Raw genomic sequence first — 18,040 nt, 5'->3', positions numbered from 1 at the left:
CTCAGCGGAGAAGTCGCCGGCCGGCGCCCAGTTCCTCGGCGAGTGCGTTCCGTTCGGACACGTCGTACCACAGCAGATCCGCGTCGGCGGCGCGCTCGAAGGCGGCCTCGTCACCGGTGCGGGCGGCGCGCACATCGGGCTCGGCGTCCGCCTCATCCACGAGGAGTGCCGCAACGGCGTCCCACTCCACTGGCGCGGTCAACTCAACCGTTCCCGGCAGCACGTCGTCGCCCGCCGGCACTTCCCGCACCTGCTCCTCCTCGACGTCGGCGGCGATCACCACCCGCCGGTCGGCCAGGGCCTCGGCGCCGGGCACAGCCAGCAGCATTACGGAGGAGTCCGCGGCGCACAGGCTGGCGGAGACCTCCAGCCCCTCCTGGTCCTCCTCGGGGAACACGGCGGCGAGCGCGGGCGTGGCGGCGTGGGCGGTGCGGGGGCTGATCGAGTCCGCGGACAGGTCGGCGGCGGTGGCTGGCAGGTAGACGCGCATGGGGCAAGTGTGCCCCGAAACCGGTCCCGGCACGCACTTGCCACTGCGCGCACGCCACCCGGGCCTCCCTCACACGCACCCCAACGCCGCACGCGTTCACCGCCCCAACCGGCACGCGCGGGCTACGACTAACGTCCCCTTGGCGCGGCGGGGCCGATGTGGTGGGCTGTCGGTATGAACTGGGACAGCTTGCTGACCGATCTGGAAAGCCGCTTCGACGCCGAGCGGCGCACCAATATCGCCGCCGAGGCCGCCGACCTCGCGGAGGCGGAGATCGCCGCCCTGCACCTGGCCGACCGGCTGCGCGGCGCCGTCGGCCGCACCGTGCACCTGCGCACGCGCGGCGGGGCCGCCGTCGACGGCGTGGTGCGGCGCGCGGAGGACGCCTTCGTGCTGCTGGATGAAGGCGAGGGGATCCAGTCGCTCGTGCCACTCGAGGCGGTCGCGCTGGCCTCGCCCCTGCCCGGTCCCGCACCGGCACCCAATGGGCACCACCGCCCCAGCCTCCAGGGAGCGCTGCGGGAGCTCGCCCGCGCGGGCACACGGGTGCGCGTGATTTGCGCTTCGCAGGAGGTCACGGGCCGACTCGCCTGGGTGGGGGCCGACTACATCGACGTCGCCCGCGACCCGGTGTCCGGGCACGCCCCCGGGGCGATCACCATTGCGCTGGCGGTGATCGATGTGATCCGCAGCCGGTAAGCAGTGGCGGCAGCAGAAACGGCACCGATCCGACCGCAGGCGTCACGACCCGGGCCGTTGTCTTGGCCCGGGCTCGGCGCTCGGTGGCCTAGGCGTTCACGGATCGGGGTGTCTTGGCGCTCCCGGAGGCCACCATCTGACGAGTCGCGGCCAGTTGCCGCTCCACGTACTCGTCGAAGGCACTCTCCGGAACCCGCCACAGGTGCCGTGCCCCCACCTGGATTGCGGGCAGCTCCCCGGACTGGATCAGGGCACGCACCCCCTGGGCGGACAGCTGGAGGTGCTCGGCTACTTCGGCGATGGTCAGAAACTTATCCGGCATGGCACTATGCTCTCATCATCTTGCCGTATGCGCCATAGTTGAACATACTTGTGGATAGCCAATGATGCTCTCAGAGCATCCAAAGGTCACGCTCATGATCGAGGAGGATCCCGTGAGCTCAGCGCAGCGAAGCGCACCCCACGCCCCCAATACCAGCCCCGGCCGCCCAGCGCCCGGTCGCCTGCGCCGCCCCACTTGGAAGGATCCGCGGCTCGCCGGCGGACTGGTGCTGATCGGTGCGGCCGTGGCCATGGGCACCTGGGCCGTCAACGCCGCCGCGGACACCGAACAGATCTACGTACTCGCCCAGGACGTCGCCCCCGGCACCGACCTGAACGCCGACGGGGTGCTCACGCTGATCGACTCCCACCCCGGCACCGCCGCCTACGTCACCGCGGGGGACCTGCCCGCGGACGCCGTCGCCACCCGCTCGCTCCAGGCCGGAGAGCTGCTGCCGTCCGGAGCGGTCGGAGCCGCCGGAGACGTCGACCTGCGTTCCGTGGTACTCGACGTCGCCTCCGGCCTGCCCACGGGCACCGGCGCCGGCGACGTCGTTGACCTGTGGGCCCTTCCCACCGCCCCGGTCGCCGGGCAGGAGGCCGGTGCCGCCGAGGTCGTGGCCCGGGGGCTGACGATCTCCTCCGTCGGGGAGGCCGGCGCCTCCATCATCAGCGGCACCAGCGTGCAGGTGGAGGTACTCGTCCCCCAGGACGCGGTCGCCGACGTGCTCACCGCCGTCGGCACCAATGGACCCCTCGTACTCGTGCCCACCGGCCAGGGGCAGTGATGGCGGCCGCGAGCCAAGACGGGACGACACCCCCGGGGCCGCGCGGCGTCCTGTTGGCGCTGGGCGACGACGCCGACATCCTGCGCGCCATCGACACGCCGGGCTCGGGCATGCGGGTGGTGCGCCGCTGTGCGGACACGGCCGAGCTGCTCGGCGCCGCCCTGGCTGGGCTGGGAACACTCGCCGTCGTCGGCACGGACTTTGACGAACTCGACCGCAGTGTGCTGGACCGATTGAACCGGGCCGGAGTAACCGGCCTGCTGCTGGCACCGAACGGCGACCGCGAGCGCTGGGAGAGCGCCGGCTGGCCGGTGGAGTCCACCGCCGCCCCTGCCGCCGCGGTGTGTGCCCGCCTGCAGCTGATCGCCCGCGGCCACACCTCCTCGCCGGGCCCGCGTCCGGACGCCCCCACGACCGCGACCCCGGCCGCGGCGGCAGCGTCTACCACGACAGCCTCGGCCCCGCCTGCGGGGGCGGTGGCCGCGGCCGACCTGTGGGAGGAATTCGACGCGGCACCCACGCCCGCACTGCCGCCGAGCTTCTCGCCGCAGCCGGAGGCCGTGAGTCCGGCCGGTGCGCCCGCGACTGCTCACGCCAGGGCCACTGTCGCCGGGGACGCCGAGCTCGGCGGGCTGGTGGTGGTGTGGGGCCCGCACGGCGCGCCGGGGCGCACCACCGTGGCCGCGGCCCTGGCCAGCGGACTCGCCGGCGACACCATCCTGGTTGACGCCGACATCGAGGCGCCCAGTCTGACCCAGTTGCTCGGGCTGCCCGAGGACTCCTCCGCGCTGGCGACGGCGGCGCGGCTGGCCTCGCGCGGCCGCCTGGACGCAGAGACCCTGGACCGCATACTCATACCGGTCAGCGGGGGCCGTCGGCTGTTGACCGGGCTGGGGCGACCCGGCCGCTGGCGAGAGCTGCCGCCCGCGGCGATGCCGGAGGTGTGGGCGCACTGCCGGCGGGCGGCCGCCTGGACGGTGGTGGATGTCGCCGGAGGCCAGATCGACGACGCCGTGGACGACTTCACCCTGGAGCCGGGGCGCGGCGCCGTGACGGCGGATCTGCTGCGCAGCACGGACGTCGTGGTGATCGTGGGCGCCGGCGATCCGATCGGGGTGCGCCGACTGCTGCAGCTCATGGATGACTTGGACGGCGACCTGCGGCCGAACGGGCGCGTCGAGGTGGTAGTCAACCGCGTGCGCGCCTCCGCCGCGGGGCCGTCTCCGCAGCGAGCGGTGCGGGAGGCGCTGGCGCGCTTCGGCGATCTGGAGGACGTCGTCGTGCTGCCCGACGATGCGCAGACGGCTGACCGCTGTCTGATGGAGGGACGCAGCGTGCTCGAGGCCGCACCTGGCTCACCATTGGGACGGGCACTGGCCGAACTGGTTGATCGCGTAGACCCGCGCTCGGGTGCCTCGGCCCGGGCGGGGCATACCGGCCGTGGCGTTCGGCTACGCCGTCTGACTTCCCGGCTGCGCACCCAGCGACGGCCGAAAGCCACGAGCGAGCGCGTTGCCGCGGCGCCAAGCGCCGGGCCGACGGGCGCGGTGAGCAGTCCCGCCGTGGGCGCCCCCACGCCCGCACCGCCGCCACCGCCGGAGGAGGGTCCCGTTGCCGCCCCGGGTACCGTTGCCGCCCGCTCCGCGATCGCGGCCGTGGATCCCCAGGCCCCCTTGGCGCGGTCCGCGCCAGACGGCTCCGCGCGCCGCCGCTCGGGCCGCCACCGCGCCTGATCGAGACTTCTTCGCCCAGCCGGTCCAAATCGGACGCACACACCCGGATTCAACGCACACCTGAGACCCGCTTGACATACCTGCACCCATCGACAATGATCTAACATCATCAAACATGATCAACGGCGATGGGATGACACATGAGTGCATCAACGTGGATACTCACTCCCGATCCGGTGGCCCGCCGACGCGCCGCACTCGGCAGCGCCCGTCTGGCCTGCCTCGGTTTGGCCTGCGCCGCGGCCATGCCGGTGCTGCTCGGCACAGCAGCTCAAAGTGTCCGCAGCCTGCTGGCGCTGCCGCCCGCCTGGTGGGGCGCCAGCCAACTGTCCGCAGCGATCACCGCGCTGGCCTGCGGCGCCGGCGCGGTGGGCGCACTGTGGCATCTGGTGTCTGTCGTCGTCGCCCTCGTCGTATTGCGCCGCTCCACCCGTGCGGGCACCCTCGCCGGCTTCCGGAACCACGACGCCGGGGCGGCGGTCCGGCTACTGCGCCGCTGGGGTGCTCCCCTGGTGCGGCGGATCGCCGGTGGTGTTCTCGTCGTCGGCATCACCACGAGCCCGGCGCTGGCCGCCACCGACTCCGCACCGGACACCGATGACCTGGGCTGGCAGCCCACCGTGAATGCCCCGGCGCAGCCCGGCACGCCGGAGGCCATCGAACCGGAAGCCCTCGCATCTCCGGCCGCCACTGCGCCAGCCGTGCCCACGCCCACCGCAGAGGCCACGGAGCACGTCCCCCTGCTGCCCGATGCCGACAACCCGGGCGCGCAGTTGACCGACCCGCTTACCACCAGGAGTCACTCGGCCGGAGCCGTCGCGGGCGGCTCCCCCACCACAACCGGTGAGCCCACGGTCGCCGCCTCGCACCGCGTCGCCGTCGGCGAGTCCCTGTGGTCAATCACCGCCAGTCTGCTCGGTCCCGAGGCCGCCACCGCCGACATCGCCGCCGCCTGGCCCCATCTGTATCGGGCCAACGTCGAAACGATCGGCACCGACCCCGGGCTCATTCACCCCGGAACGCTCCTGACCGTTCCCGCTCTCACCGACCCATCCGACTCGTGAGCGCCCCGCACCGCCTCCGCGTTCACCGACACCGCCCCGCCCCAGGAGAACCACCATGTCAGTCCTAGCCGCACCCGCGACCGCGCCCCGCACCGGGCCGGTAACAGCATCGGAATCAAGCCGCGTGCCGAAGCGGCAGCCCGCACACCCGAGACGACGCTCCGAGACGACGCCGCAGCCACGCCCGCTCCAGGTGCGGCGCCTGCCCGCCACCGCGTCCGGCAGCACGGTGACGCGCGAGACCGGCCCGGACGGCGCCGAGCAGCCTCGCGGCTGGGATCGGATGTCCTTCCGCCCCGCCCTGAAAGAGCGCAACCGGCGCGCCGCCGGACCGGAGATCGTGCCCACTACGGCGGCGCTCGCATCCGGCACCGCCACCGGCCCGAGCACCCCGGGCGCCGACGCCCCCATGCCGGACCCGGCGCGCTTCGCGGCCGTCGTCGTGACCGCCGCCGCGGAGGTGCTGTCCGGTCACCGCAGCGCCGATCACCTCGCCCGCTGGACCACGCCGGAGTTGTTCGCGGCCCTTGCCCGCCGGGCGGGCCTGGCCCGCAGACTGCTGGGGCGGGCGCCCACGCGCATGCGCCCCCGCTCCGTGCACGCCCAGCGCCCCGAACACGGCACCTGTGAGGTGACGATCCTGCTCGACGACGGTTCCCGCGTACGCGCGGCGGCGGCCCGGCTGGAGGCCTTCCGGGGCCGCTGGCTACTGGCCGCTCTGGAGATCGCCTGAAATCGCCCGAGCTACTTGCGCCGCTTCTTGGCGGCCGCCCGCCGCTGCTTGCGGTTGCCCGCCGGCGCCGTGGCCGCTTGGCTCGCGCCGGCAGCGGCGCCTGCGCCGGTCACGCCCGCATCAGCGGTGCGTACGGGCTTCGCAGCCACTCGCCCCTGGGCGGATCGGGCGGGGGCGGCCGTGGCGGTGCCGTCCTCGTTGGGCGCGGTGTAGGTAATGCGCTGGTTCATGGGCTCCTGGCCGGTGGTGCCCAGCACGGAGCCGGCCTGGACCCGCTTGCCGGTGCTCCCCCGCCTGCGGGTGCCGGCCTTGGTGCCGCCGACGGCGGACTCCTGTTCCGCGTCCTGCGCCTCCTGCTCGGCGGCGGCACGGGCGGCCGCGGCGTCGAAGCGGGCGGCGTTGGCGAAGACCTGCTCGACCGTCTCCTCGCGGATGCCCTCCATCATGGCCTTGAACATGTGCGCGCCCTCGTTGGCGTACTCCACCAGCGGGTCGCGCTGGGCCATGGCGCGCAGGCCGATGCCCTCCTTGAGGTAGTCCATCTCATACAGGTGCTCGCGCCAACGCTTATCGACGACGGCGAGCAGCACCCGCCGTTCCAGGGTGCGCATGGGCTCCTCGCCCAGCTGGGCGCGGGCGATGGAGTTGTCATCCAGACGCTTTTCGGCGTCCTCGTAGGCGACGGCGGCGTCATCAGTGAGTTCGGCGGTCAGCCGCTCGGCGGACAGCAGGTCGCGGCCGCCGACCTCCTCGATCAGGTCCTCCTGGGTGACGCTGACCGGGTAGACGTGGGCGAGGTCGTCCCACAGGGCGTCCAGATCCCACTCGTCGGGGCGGCCCTCCTGCGTGCGGGAGGCCACGATGGTGCCGATGGTCTGGGCGCGGTAGTTCTCCAGTTGCGGCTCCAGGTCCTCACCGTCCAGGACGCGACGACGCTCGGAGTAGACCTTCTCGCGCTGCTCGGTCATGACGTCGTCGTACTTCAGGACGTTCTTGCGGATCTCGTAGTTGCGCGCCTCGACCTGCCGCTGGGCGGAGGCGATGGCGCGGGTGACCATCTTCGACTCGATGGGCACGTCGTCGGGGTAGGCGCCGGAGTTCATGATGCGCTGGGCGGCGCCGGAGGCGAACATGCGCATCAGGTCGTCCTCCATCGACAGGTAGAAGCGGGACTCGCCCGGGTCTCCCTGGCGTCCGGAGCGGCCGCGCAGCTGGTTGTCGATGCGGCGGGACTCGTGCCGTTCGGTGCCCAGCACGTACAGGCCACCGAGTTCGACCACCTCATCGTGCTCCGCGGCGCAGGACTCCTGCGCCGCGGCGAGCGCCTTGGGCCAGGCCCGCTCGTACTCCTCGGCGTTCTCCTCGGGATCCAGGCCCGCCTCCTTCAGGGCGGACACGGCGATGTACTCCGCGTTGCCACCGAGCATGATGTCGGTGCCGCGGCCGGCCATGTTGGTGGCCACCGTGACCGCGCCCTTGCGCCCGGCCAGGGCGACGACGGCGGCCTCGCGGGCGTGCTGCTTGGCGTTGAGAACCTGGTGGGAGATGCCGCGCTCATCCAGCAGTTGGGAGAGCTGCTCGGACTTCTCCACGCTGGTGGTGCCCACCAGAATCGGCTGGCCGAGCTCGTGGCGTTCGGCGATGTCGTCGACGACGGCCGCCAGCTTCGCGGCCACGTTGGTGTAGACCAGGTCGGGCTGGTCCACGCGGATCATCGGTTTGTTGGTGGGGATGGGCACCACGCCGATGCCGTAGGTGCCGGCGAACTCGGCGGCCTCGGTCTCGGCGGTGCCGGTCATGCCGGCGCGCGAGCCCTCCGGGTACAGGCGGAAGTAGTTCTGCAGGGTGATGGTGGCCAGGGTCTGGTTCTCGGCCTTGATGTCCACCCGCTCCTTGGCCTCGATGGCCTGATGCATGCCCTCGTTGTAGCGGCGTCCGGGGAGGACGCGGCCGGTGTGCTCGTCGACGATGAGGACCTCGCCGTCGCGCACGATGTAGTCCTTGTCCAGGTGGAACAGTTCCTTGGCCTTGATGGCGTTGTTCAGGAAGCCGATCAGGGGGGTGTTCTCGGACTCGTAAAGGTTTTCGATGCCCAGGTAGTCCTCCACCCGCTCAATGCCGGGGGCGAGGACGCCGATGGTGCGTTTCTTCTCGTCGACCTCGTAGTCGCGGCCGGCGCGCAGCCGCCCGGCGATCTTGGCGAACTCCTTGTACCACTTGTTGACGTCCCCGGTGGCGGGGCCGGAGATGATCAGCGGGGTGCGGGCCTCGTCAATCAGGATGGAGTCGACCTCGTCGACGATCACGAAGGCGTGCCCGCGCTGGACCAGGTCCTCGGGACGCTGGGCCATGTTGTCGCGCAGGTAGTCGAAGCCGAACTCGTTGTTGGTGCCGTAGGTGATGTCGCAGGCGTACTGCTTGCGCCGCTCGGCGGGACGCTGGGTGGCCAGCACGCAGCCGGTGCTCAGCCCCAGGAAGCGGTGGATGCGCCCCATCAGGTCGGACTGGTACTCCGCCAGGTAGTCGTTGACGGTAACCACGTGGACGCCCTTGCCGGTCAGGGCCCGCAGGTAGGAGGGCATGGTGGCCACCAGGGTCTTGCCCTCACCGGTCTTCATCTCGGCGATGTTGCCCTGGTGCAGGGCGGCACCGCCCATGATCTGCACGTGGTAGGGACGCTGGCCCAGCACGCGGTCGGCCGCCTCCACCACGGTGGCGAAGGCCTCGGGCAGCAGCTCGTCAAGGGTCTCCCCGTCGGCGTAGCGCTGCTTGAAGTCCGCGGTCTGCTCGCGCAGCTCGGCGTCGGTGAAGTCCTTGTAGTCCTCCGCGAGCGACTCAACCTGGGTGGCGAGGGCATCGAGCTTCTTGAGGGTGCGCCCCTCACCGATGCGAAGGATCCGGTCGACGATCGACACGCTGCTTTCTCCCCTGGTAGGTGGTGGACTCCCGCCGCGACTGCTTGCCCGGCCCGACGGGCCTCATGCCCGGTTAACCGAGCACAGACGCGGCCATGGTATGCCATCGGGCCGCCGGCGCCCCGGCGCATGGCCCACTATCGCTGACCGCATAGACCGTCGGGCAGCCCCGAACCGCCCTCCGTGTTCCGCCGTCGGCGTCCACAGGCCGGCTTCGCGACCGCCCGCCCCGCCGCGCTGTGGATAACCCGTTCATCGACCTGGGCGACAGGGCCGGGCGGGCGCACACTGGCGGACATGGCTCGTTTGTCTTCCCGGTTCCCCGGGGTGCTCGCCGACGCGCTGCGTGTGGGCCTGCCGGTCAGCTGCGCCGGCTGCGGACGCTGGGACACGCCCCTGTGCGCGGACTGCGCGGCGCTGCTGGCGGCGCCGCCGCACCGGGTGGAGCACGTCGACGCCGCCGGAGGGGTGACGGTGTGGGCACTGTCCGCCTATACCGGGCCGGTGCGCCCCCTGGTGCTGGGCTGGAAGAACGGGGCGCGCGAGGATCTGGGCCCGGTCATGGCCGCGGCGGGCGAGCGGGCGGGCAGCTGGCTGGCCGCCCACCTGCTCCCCGACGCGGTGACGGCGGCCGCGGCCAGCGGGTGCCTGCTGGTGATTCCGGCGCCCTCGGGCCTGGGGCGCCGGCTGCGCGGGCGCCTGGTGGCGGCGGACTTCGCCGACGCCGTGGCCCGGGGGCTGGCCGTCGGCTGGCCGGAGGCGGTCCGGACCGAGGCGTCCGGGCCGAGGCGTCCGGGCCGAGTGGCCCCGGCCCGGTGACGGTGGCGAGCGCGGATGTGCTGCGGCGCCGGACACGGGCGGGCGGCGCGCACCAGGCGGGGCGCTCGGCCGCCCAGCGGCGCGCCAACCGGGCGGTGCCGCCGCGGCTGGTGGCGCCGGTGCGCGGCATGGCGGTGGTGCTGGTCGACGACGTGGTGACCACGGGGGCGACCCTGGGCGCCTGTGCTCGGGCGCTTACGGGGCGGGAGCGGTCCTCGGCGGCGCTCTGGTGGTGGCCGCCGCGCCCCCACCGGCCCGTAGCCGACCCGTAGTCGTCCCCGGTGACGGGGTGAACCTGCGGCCCACGGAAATGGTGTAAGTTATGTGTCGTAACGCACATGGCAGCGCGGAGGCCAAGGATGGCTCCGCCCCGGCGGTCCGCCGGCAGCAAAGGAGGAGGTGGCTGACCACTCCGAAGCTCGCCGCGAGGTGCGGCGGGTGCTTTCCCTAGCCCGATCCCCTCACAAGGATCACCTGGACTCAGAAAGAGGTTCCACCATGGACATCACCGTCGTCGGCCGCAACGCGGAGATCAGCTCCCGGCTGCGGGACTACGTCGAGGAGAAGGCCGCCAAGGTCGCGCAGTTCGACCCGCGCGTCCAACGTGTCGAGGTCGAGATCACCCACGAGCGCAACCCGCGTCAGGCGGACACCGCCGAGCGCGCGGAGATCACCGTCATCTCCAAGGGCCCGGTGATCCGGGCCGAGGCCAGCTCCTCCGACCGCTTCGCCGCCTTCGACATCGCCATGGGGAAGCTCACCGAGCGCCTGCGCCGGGCACGGGACCGCAAGAAGAACCACCGCCGCCACATCGTTGAGGTGCCCGAGCCGACACCGCAGGCCGCCGCCGAGGAGCCCGAAGTCCCGGAGACGAACGACCTGCCCATTGAAGACTCCCCCTCCGCGCCCACCGAGCCGGGCGTGGCCGTGGAATCCCAGCTGGGCGACTCCCCGGTGGTGGTGCGTCAGAAGCTCCACGAGGCGGTACCGATGACGGTGGACGAGGCGCTGTACCAGATGGAGCTGGTCGGCCACCCGTTCTACCTGTTCATTGAGAAGTCCACCATGCAGCCCTGCGCCGTCTACCACCGGCGCGGCTGGACCTACGGGGTCATCCGCCTGAACGCGCGCGTCACCACCGACGACTGACCCGCCTGGCCCGTCGCCCCTCCGCTCCGCCCCGCGTACGCAGCAGCCGTACGCGGGGCGGAGGCGTTGCGGGTGGGGGAATCGTCTAGGGTGGGAGCGTGCCTCGGCCTTCCCATCTGCCCCCGGCGCGCATCCCCGCCTCCCCGCACCGGCGCGACCGGCACGGGCGCGGACTGCGCGGGCCGCTGCTGCCGCCCAACCTGCCCGCCTGGCGTACCCGAGCCGAGCGTTTCGACGCCATGGTCATCGCCGCCGCCGACGATCTGGCCCGCCGTCACCCGGAGATCACCCAGATGCAGTTCGCGGTTGAGGAGGTTCCCCCCTCTGACCCGGCACCGTGGGAGCACGGCGTCGTCCTCGGGCGCGGCTTCGCAGCCGAGCCGCGCGCCGGCCTGCCCGCACGCATCGTCCTGTATCGGCGTCCGATCACCTCTCGGGCCGGCGACGACGCCGAACTGGTCGAGCTCGTACGGCGTGTGGTGGTGGAGCAGGTGGCCCTCATGCTCGGCCGCCGTCCGGAGGAGATCGACCCGGATCTGTGAACCGGCCCGCGCCGCGGCTCCCACGGAAGGCGGCCGCCCGGCGGTAGCCTGCGGGCGTGAGAAGAGTCCGACACTGCCGCAGACCCGGGTGTGAGAACCCGGCGGTCGCCACCTTGACCAGCGTGTACGCCGACTCCACGATCGTGCTCGGCCCGCTGGCCACCGAGGCCCAGCCCGAGGCCTACGACCTGTGTGAGAAGCACGTCGAGTCCTTCACGGCGCCGCGCGGCTGGCAGGTAATCCGACTCGCCACCGACTTCCAGCCGGCCCCGCCGTCGGAGGACGACCTGACCGCCCTGGCCGACGCCGTCCGCGAGGCCTCGCGGACGCCGCAGCCCCGACCCCGGCCCGCCGAGCACGCCGGCCGCCCCGCCGGGATTCTGCCCGCCTCCCTGACCGAGCCGCTGCCCGACCACCTGACCGGTCTGGGCGACGGCGAGATCGCCCGCCGCGGTCATCTGCGCGTGCTGCGCGGCGAGAAGACGGACGACTGACCCGCTCCACACCCGCGCACGGCGCCCGGGGTCAATGCCGCGGTGTCGCCGTGGGTGCCATCACCTCGTGCGGTGGCGTCTGCAGGGCGGCGCGCGCCTGGTCCTCCAGGCGCCGGTCCCGAATCTCCAACATGAACTCGCGGTCGCGCCGGGCCGCCAGGATCGCCGCCAGGAACCGCTCCGGGTGGGTGTTCGGCGGAGGCGGCGGCGCCACATAGGGCTCGGCCTGCGCAGCCAACTGCAGGGCCAGGCGCGCCCGGGCCTGTGGCTGCATGGAAGAGGCCCGCTGCAGGAAGGTGCGCGCCGCCAGGGCCAGGTGCCCGGGTAGGGCGCGCAGGTCGGCATCCGCGGCCCACTCGGCCAGCTCCGGCGGCATCAGTATTGGCGGGGCGTCGGCGGCGCCGTTGCGGACACGCACCGCGTAGGTGCCCGCCAACAGGTCGCCCAGGCGTTTGCCCCTCCGCGTCACCACGCAGGCGGACACGGCGGGAATGCCCGCCGTCCCCCAGATCTCCACGACCCCCACCAGTGCCCGTACCAGGCTGTGGCGCAGCCGGACCGCGCCGCCGTCGTCGCGCACAATCCGGGAGCCGGTCACCATGCGGCCCGCTGAACGCCCCCGAGTGAGCACCTCCACCGTCAGCGGCACCACCACCAGCCACCCCAGCAGCGTCAGGGACAGCAGTGCCGCCACCAACGCCTCCGAGGCCTGGGGGAAGATCCGCCCGCCCACCGTGGACGCCGTGACCAGGGTGATCAGCAGGCCCGCGCCATACAGCGCATAGTCGATGATCCCGGACAGGATCCGGGAGCCGGGTGAGGCCGGCAGCACCTCCAGGGCGATGGCCTCCCCGGTCACCATCAGCTCCGGCGTCATCATCCGCTCGGATGAGGCGACGTCCCCACTCACCATGACACACTCCCCTCGTGGACATTGACGCCTATGTTGCCGCACACCGCGATCAGTGGGACCGCCTGGACCAGCTCACCTCGCGCCGCCGCCTGACCGGCGCCGAGGCGGACGAGTTGGTGACCCTGTACCGGGCCACGGCCGGCCACTTCTCGCGCATCCGCACCGGCGCACCCGACCCGGCGCTGCTGGCGCAGCTGTCCACCCGCATCGCGGCGGCGCGGGGCCGCATTACCGGCACGCGTGAAGCCCGGGCCAGCGATCTGCGCCGCTTCTGGGGTACTAGCGTTCCGGCGGCCCTGTACCGGCTGCGCTGGTGGACGCTGGCGGTGACGGTGTTGGAGGTGGCGATCGCCGTGGTCGTGGGCGTGTGGACGCTGCGCACCCCGGAGGCCATGAGCGCTCTGGGGCCCCAGAGCAATTTGGACACCTACGCCCACGAGTCCTTCGAGGACTACTACTCCAACTACGCCGCCAGCGAGTTCGCCGGCCAGGTGTGGACGAATAACGCCCGCGTCGCCGCACTGTGCGTGGCCGGCGGCATCACCGGGCTGCTGCCCGCCTACATACTGCTGGCCAATGCCGTCAACCTGGGGCAGGCGGGAGCCGTCATGGCCGATCACGACCTGCTCGCACAGTTCTTCGCCCTGATCACCCCGCACGGGCTGCTGGAGCTGACCTGCGTGTTCGTGGCCGGGGCCGCCGGCCTGAAACTGTTCTGGACCATGCTCGACCCCGGCGGCAGGTCGCGGGGTGCGGCACTGGCCGCCGAGGGCCGCGCCCTGATCACCGTGGCGGTCGGCTTGACGGCGGCGCTGGCGGTGGCCGGGTTCATCGAGGCCTTCGTGACCCCGGCCTCGCTGCCCTGGATCCTGAAGGGGCTGATCGGGCTGTTGGCGCTGGCGGTGTTCTGGGCGTACACGCTGCTGCTGGGACGCCGCGCCGTGCTCGCCGGACACACCGGCGACCTCGACGCCGACGAGGCAGGCGCCGTCCAGTTGGAGGTCGGCTGAGCCGGCAGTGGTCCGAACCCACATACGCATCACAGCCTCCCCGCGGCCTTGAGGGCCAGGTAGGTGTCCGCCAGGGCGGGGGCCAGCCCGGCCGGTGGGGCCTCAACCACCTCCACGCCAGCGCGGCGCAGTCGCCCGCGCAGCGCATTCAGCTCTACCAGGTCGCGCTCGGCCGCGGCCGCCGTGTAGACGGTCCCGGCGTCGTCGCGCCGGGAGCGCAGGCGCTCCAGGCCCGGGTCGGTGGCCGAGGCCACCGCCACCGTGTGCTTGCGGGCCATATTCGCCAATGCCCGCAGCATGGCCGCATTCGTACCCGACCCGTCCAGTCCGGTGAGCACCACCACGAAGGCGTGCTGCGACAGGGACGCCTCCACCATCCCGGCCACCAGCGTCCAATCCGTCTCCACCAGTGCGGCGTCCAGCGGCGCGAAGGCGTCCGCCAGGGCCCCCAGCAGGGCGGGGCCGGACACGCCGCGCACCTGCGCCCGGGTCTCCACGTCGACGGCGACGGCATCCACCCGGTCGCCCGCCCGCGAGGCCAGGGCCGCCATCAGCAACATCGCCTCGATCTGGGCGTCCAGCCGCGGGGCGTCATCGAGCCGCGCCGCCGCCATCCGCCCGGTGTCAACCACGATCAGCACCCGCCGGTCCCGCTCGGGACGCCAGGTGCGTATCACCACCTCCCCGCGGCGGGCCGTGGAGCGCCAGTCGATGGAGCGCACGTCGTCTCCGATCACGTACTCGCGCAGGGAGTCGAACTCGGTGCCGGCCCCGTGCACCATGACGGCACTGCGTCCGTCCATCTCCCGCAGGCGTGCGAGCCGGCTGGGCAGGTGGCGGCGGGAGGCGAAGCGCGGCAGCACGCGCAGCCGGGCCGGGGCCGACAGCGAGGCCTGTCTGCCCGCCAATCCCAGTGGACCGCGCACCCGCACCGTGACCAGGTCGGCGTTGCGGTCGCCGCGACGTGTGGGCGTCAAGGAGGTGCGCAGGCGCCGCCGTCGCCCGGCAGGAATCGTCAGCGCCTGCCGTTGCCCGGAGGCGCCCGCCGACGGCGGCCAGGCGTCGCGCACCTGCAGCCGCATGGTCCGGCCGGTGGTGTTGGTCAGGGTCAGGGTGTCCGCGGTGGTCTCCCCCAGGCGCACGGACCGGGCCACCGCCCGGGCGGCGCGCAGGCCCCGGGGTGAGGGGGCCGCCGTCACGTCGGCGGCCACCAGCAGTGTCATAAGGGCCGTCCACGCCAGTACGGTGCCCGGGCGGGGCACCAGCAGCACCGGCACGGCGCCGGCGGCCAGCAGCCAGACGGTGCGCATGGTCAGGTACATGGGGCCTCCTCTCGGCGGTGGGTTGTCGGGTATGTGGGGCCAGCCCCGCTTGGCGGCGGGTGCGGCCGACGCGGGGAGCGCCGGGGGCTGCCGGCCCGGCCGGCTAGCGGGGCACCGGCACCGAGCGCAGCGCACCATTGATGACCGACTCGGTGGACACCCCCTCCAACTCCGCCTCGGCCCGCAGCTGGATGCGGTGGCGCAGGGTCGGCAGGGCGAGCGCCTTGACGTCGTCGGGCGTGACGAAGCCGCGGCCCGACAACCAGGCCCAGGCCTTCGCGGTGGCCAGTAGCGCCGTCGCCCCGCGCGGGGACACGCCCAGCGATACCGAAGGGGAGGTGCGGGTGGACCGCACCAGGTCCACGATGTAGGCCAGCACCTCCGGGGAGGCGTCCACCGTGCGCACCTGCTCGCGGGCGACCGCCAGGTCGGCGGGGGTGGCGACGGCGCGGACGCCGGCCGCCGGCAGGTCACGGGGGTTGAAGCCGGTGGAGTGGCGGGTGAGCACCTCGATCTCCTCGCCGCGTTCGGGCAGCGGCAGGATGAGCTTGAGCAGGAAGCGGTCCAGCTGTGCCTCCGGCAGTGGGTAGGTGCCCTCGTACTCGACCGGGTTCTGGGTGGCCACCACCATGAACGGCTCCGGCAGGGCGCGCGGGGCGCCGTCCACGGACACCTGGTGCTCCTCCATGGCCTCCAGCAGGGCGGCCTGCGTCTTGGGCGGGGTGCGGTTGATCTCGTCGGCCAGCAGCAGGTTGGTGAACACCGGGCCCTGCCGGAAGGAGAACTCGGCGGTGCGAGCGTCGTAGATCAGCGAGCCGGTCACGTCCCCGGGCATCAGGTCGGGGGTGAACTGCAGTCGCTTGGTGTCCACGTCCAGGGCGGCAGCCAGCGTGCGCACCAGCAGCGTCTTGGCGACCCCGGGCACGCCCTCCAGGAGCACGTGCCCGCCGGCGAGCATGGCGATCACCAGGCCGGTGACGGCCGGGTCCTGGCCCACCACCGCCTTAGCGACCTCCGTGCGCACGGCCACCAGCCGGGCGCGCGGGTCGCTGCCGTGGCCGGGGGCGCCGTCGGCCGACACTGCGGCAGAGGGCACTTCGTGCTGATCGTCCGGGCGGGACGGGGCGTCCTGCGGGTTGGGGGCAGTGGTCATCGTAAGTGGACCTCGCTCTCGAGTTGTTCCAAACGCACGGCCAGATCTGCCAGGGCCTGGTCGTCCGCGGGGGTCGGCCCGTACAGGGCCTGGTCTATTTCGGCGACGGGTCGGCCGCAGGCGCCTGCGGCCGCATGCAGCAGTTCGCTGCGGGAGGCGGCCGGGGACAGTCCCAGGGAGCGGCCGAGCCGCAGGGCCGTGCCCGCCCGCAGCGCCTGGGCGGCGCGCTCACGGTCCCCGGCGCGGCGGTACAGGCGCCCACGGCCGATGGCCGTCTCCGTGGCCTGCACCAGCACCGGCAGGTCCTCGGGCACGAGCCGGCCGAAGCGGCGCCCGCGCACGACCGCTAACGCCACCACGACCACGCTGCCGAGGAACAGCATCACCGGCAGCCACGGCGGCAGCGACGGACTGTCCCACACTCTGACCACGACGCCCGCCTGCGAGGCGTCGAACCAGACCAGCTTCGGGTTGTGCCCCAGGGCGCGGATGGCCAGGGCGGCGTTGCCGCCGGTAGTGAGCTTGGAATTGGTGACGATGCGCGGGTCGGCGATCACCCGCAGCGTGCCGCCCCCGTCCAGCGGGGCGGTGGCGTACGCGTATGCGTCCTCGTCTGCCGCATCCACCGGGAAGCAGCCGACCGCGCCGGCGACGTCGTTCAGCGCGACGGAGCCGGTCGAGCCCGCCAGGGACCGGGCGGCGACGGCATCCGGGTCCGTGCACTCCGGCTGCAGGGAGTCGTCCGCGCTGGTGCCGGTGGGGAGCATGTCGCTCAGCTCACCGAAGTCCTGATACAGGGACCCCAGAACCACCACGTCCTGCCCCACCCAGGCCAGCTGCTCGCGGTCGAAGTAACTCATTTCGCCCACGTTCAGCACCACGACGGTGGCGCCGTCCGCGGCGGCGGACACGGCGGCGTCCCCAGTGTTCACGCTGGTGACGTCCACGCCCTCATCGCGCAGCAGTTGGGCCAGCGCCTGGGCGCCGTCGTCATGGGGGTTGTCAATGGCGTAGGGGACCTTAGAGGTCTGGGGAGTGGCCCACCAGGTGGCCAGGGCGACGAGCAGTACCAGCGCGCCGGCGGCCAGGAAGGGACGCCAGCGGCGCAGCCGTTCACCGGGGCGCGCTCCGACGACCTGGTCGCCGAGGTCGGCGACCTTCGGGGCGTCACCGGGGGGCGTCGTAGTGGTCCGGGGCGTGCTCATGCGTGCACCTGCCCCGCTGGAGCCTCCAGCGCCAGGGGAGCACGGGTCACCCGCTCGGCGAACTCCCGCATCCAGGTGTCCTGGGTGGGGGTGGGCTCGACGCGCCCGTAGCGCACGGCGTCGAACAAGCCGGCCGCCTGATTCATCTGAGCGGCGAGTTCCCCCAGGGGCCGGGCGGCCAGCCTCGCCGCCTCATGCGCGGTCATGCCAGGGTAGTCCTCGATGGCACCGCGCTCATCCAGGGAGCGCACCACCGCTCGGAAGCGTTCGACGACGGCGGTCGCCCAGTCGCCCCGCACGGCGGCAGCGTCGGCGGCACGGGTCAGGGCCGCGGCATCGCGGTCGTCCTCGAATAGTGGCGCATCGGGCCGAGTGGCGCGTCGGGCCCAGGTGACCCGGGTGATCAGTGCCACCAGGGCCATCAGCAGGGCCGCCACCAGCATGACGACCAGCAGAGTGGACAGCCAGGCAGGCGCCCCGGGGACGGCGTCGCGCGGGTCCAGGTGCTGGCTCAGCCACTGCCATATCCGCTGCCACACGCTCGCCGCGTGGTGGTAGGCGGGCTTGGCCAGTTCCTCCTCGGCGGCGCGACGGGCCTGGTCGGCGTCGGGCGTGGCAGGGACGTCCCCGGGCACACCCCTGCGTCCCCCCGCGTGCACGATGCGGGCGGCGTCAAGGAGCGGCACCGGG

General features: G+C 72.9%; 19 protein-coding genes. 11 read left to right on the top strand and 8 right to left on the bottom strand.

The genetic code is table 11. The annotated features are described in order from the left end of the window. Position 1: 1 nt before the first annotated feature. Positions 2-490 (bottom strand): DUF6912 family protein, encoded by a 489-nt coding sequence (locus tag C3B71_RS05505; RefSeq protein WP_108966656.1) that lies wholly within the window; start codon positions 488-490, stop codon positions 2-4. 174 nt (positions 491-664) lie between these two features. Here C3B71_RS05505 and C3B71_RS05500 point away from each other — a divergent pair, with 174 nt between their 5' ends. Next, positions 665-1,189 (top strand): Fis family transcriptional regulator, encoded by a 525-nt coding sequence (locus tag C3B71_RS05500; RefSeq protein WP_108966654.1) that lies wholly within the window; start codon positions 665-667, stop codon positions 1,187-1,189. 88 nt (positions 1,190-1,277) lie between these two features. On the opposite strand, the gene C3B71_RS05495 is transcribed toward C3B71_RS05500, so the two are convergent. Further along, positions 1,278-1,511: a helix-turn-helix domain-containing protein gene (locus C3B71_RS05495; protein ID WP_073327121.1), complete on the bottom strand. Its 234-nt coding sequence runs from the start codon at positions 1,509-1,511 to the stop codon at positions 1,278-1,280. Positions 1,512-1,623: 112 nt separating this feature from the next. On the opposite strand from C3B71_RS05495, the gene C3B71_RS05490 reads away from it, so the two are divergent. The 4 genes from C3B71_RS05490 to C3B71_RS16380 all read left to right on the top strand — a co-directional run bounded on the left by C3B71_RS05490 (position 1,624) and on the right by C3B71_RS16380 (position 5,828). After that, entirely contained in the window at positions 1,624-2,298 is a 675-nt protein-coding gene (locus tag C3B71_RS05490; protein WP_108969593.1) for a hypothetical protein, read from the top strand. After that, complete coding sequence (locus tag C3B71_RS05485) at positions 2,298-4,031, top strand: AAA family ATPase (RefSeq protein WP_199912584.1); 1,734 nt, start codon at positions 2,298-2,300, stop codon at positions 4,029-4,031. Before C3B71_RS05490 ends, C3B71_RS05485 begins: the two co-directional genes overlap by 1 nt. Before the next feature lie 140 nt (positions 4,032-4,171). After that, positions 4,172-5,095 (top strand): peptidoglycan-binding protein LysM, encoded by a 924-nt coding sequence (locus C3B71_RS05480; RefSeq protein WP_234416121.1) that lies wholly within the window; start codon positions 4,172-4,174, stop codon positions 5,093-5,095. A gap of 55 nt (positions 5,096-5,150) precedes the next feature. Continuing rightward, the gene (locus C3B71_RS16380) at positions 5,151-5,828 is read left to right on the top strand and encodes an Rv3235 family protein (protein ID WP_220092989.1); all 678 of its coding nucleotides are present in this window, start codon (positions 5,151-5,153) and stop codon (positions 5,826-5,828) included. A gap of 11 nt (positions 5,829-5,839) precedes the next feature. Here the strand turns inward: C3B71_RS16380 and secA are convergent, their stop codons facing one another. Continuing rightward, complete coding sequence (gene secA, locus C3B71_RS05470; protein ID WP_108966652.1) at positions 5,840-8,743, bottom strand: preprotein translocase subunit SecA; 2,904 nt, start codon at positions 8,741-8,743, stop codon at positions 5,840-5,842. Between the two features lie 297 nt (positions 8,744-9,040). Between secA and C3B71_RS05465 the strand changes: the two genes are divergently transcribed. The 5 genes from C3B71_RS05465 (at position 9,041) to C3B71_RS05445 (ending at position 11,747) form a co-directional block, all read left to right on the top strand. After that, positions 9,041-9,562 carry a hypothetical protein gene (locus tag C3B71_RS05465; protein WP_159097650.1) on the top strand — a complete coding sequence of 174 codons (522 nt, stop codon included), beginning with the start codon at positions 9,041-9,043 and terminating at the stop codon, positions 9,560-9,562. Then, entirely contained in the window at positions 9,559-9,834 is a 276-nt protein-coding gene (locus C3B71_RS05460; protein WP_108966647.1) for a phosphoribosyltransferase family protein, read from the top strand. The genes C3B71_RS05465 and C3B71_RS05460 overlap by 4 nt, the downstream gene beginning before the upstream one ends. Positions 9,835-10,060: 226 nt before the next feature. Next, complete coding sequence (gene hpf, locus C3B71_RS05455) at positions 10,061-10,711, top strand: ribosome hibernation-promoting factor, HPF/YfiA family (protein ID WP_073327129.1); 651 nt, start codon at positions 10,061-10,063, stop codon at positions 10,709-10,711. 98 nt (positions 10,712-10,809) lie between these two features. Continuing rightward, a complete protein-coding gene (locus C3B71_RS05450) occupies positions 10,810-11,253 on the top strand; it encodes a metallopeptidase family protein (RefSeq protein ID WP_234416120.1) in 444 nt (147 codons plus the stop codon). 56 nt (positions 11,254-11,309) lie between these two features. Next, positions 11,310-11,747, top strand: a complete 438-nt coding sequence (locus C3B71_RS05445; protein WP_108966644.1) for a DUF3499 domain-containing protein — start codon at positions 11,310-11,312, stop codon at positions 11,745-11,747. 31 nt (positions 11,748-11,778) lie between these two features. Here C3B71_RS05445 and C3B71_RS05440 read toward each other — a convergent pair whose 3' ends face one another. After that, complete coding sequence (locus tag C3B71_RS05440) at positions 11,779-12,660, bottom strand: RDD family protein (protein ID WP_108966642.1); 882 nt, start codon at positions 12,658-12,660, stop codon at positions 11,779-11,781. A gap of 14 nt (positions 12,661-12,674) precedes the next feature. On the opposite strand from C3B71_RS05440, the gene C3B71_RS05435 reads away from it, so the two are divergent. Further along, positions 12,675-13,670, top strand: coding sequence for a stage II sporulation protein M (locus C3B71_RS05435; RefSeq protein ID WP_073327135.1), 996 nt, complete (start codon positions 12,675-12,677; stop codon positions 13,668-13,670). Positions 13,671-13,699: 29 nt separating this feature from the next. Here the strand turns inward: C3B71_RS05435 and C3B71_RS05430 are convergent, their stop codons facing one another. The 4 genes from C3B71_RS05430 to C3B71_RS05415 all read right to left on the bottom strand — a co-directional run bounded on the left by C3B71_RS05430 (position 13,700) and on the right by C3B71_RS05415 (position 18,036). Then, positions 13,700-14,992, bottom strand: a complete 1,293-nt coding sequence (locus C3B71_RS05430) for a DUF58 domain-containing protein (protein ID WP_108966640.1) — start codon at positions 14,990-14,992, stop codon at positions 13,700-13,702. 103 nt (positions 14,993-15,095) lie between these two features. After that, on the bottom strand, positions 15,096-16,145 hold the full coding sequence (locus tag C3B71_RS05425; RefSeq protein ID WP_073327138.1) for an AAA family ATPase: 1,050 nt from the start codon (positions 16,143-16,145) through the stop codon (positions 15,096-15,098). After that, a complete protein-coding gene (locus C3B71_RS05420; RefSeq protein ID WP_108966638.1) occupies positions 16,142-17,350 on the bottom strand; it encodes a DUF4350 domain-containing protein in 1,209 nt (402 codons plus the stop codon). The genes C3B71_RS05425 and C3B71_RS05420 overlap by 4 nt, the downstream gene beginning before the upstream one ends. Beyond that, positions 17,347-18,036, bottom strand: coding sequence for a DUF4129 domain-containing protein (locus tag C3B71_RS05415; RefSeq protein ID WP_234416118.1), 690 nt, complete (start codon positions 18,034-18,036; stop codon positions 17,347-17,349). The genes C3B71_RS05420 and C3B71_RS05415 overlap by 4 nt, the downstream gene beginning before the upstream one ends. Positions 18,037-18,040 lie beyond the last annotated feature (4 nt).

The organism is Actinomyces sp. Z16 (genome assembly GCF_003111765.1).
Lineage (GTDB): Bacteria > Actinomycetota > Actinomycetes > Actinomycetales > Actinomycetaceae > Actinomyces > Actinomyces glycerinitolerans.
Note: the sequence above shows the minus strand (reverse complement) of the source record. Positions and strands in the feature narration are given on the sequence as shown.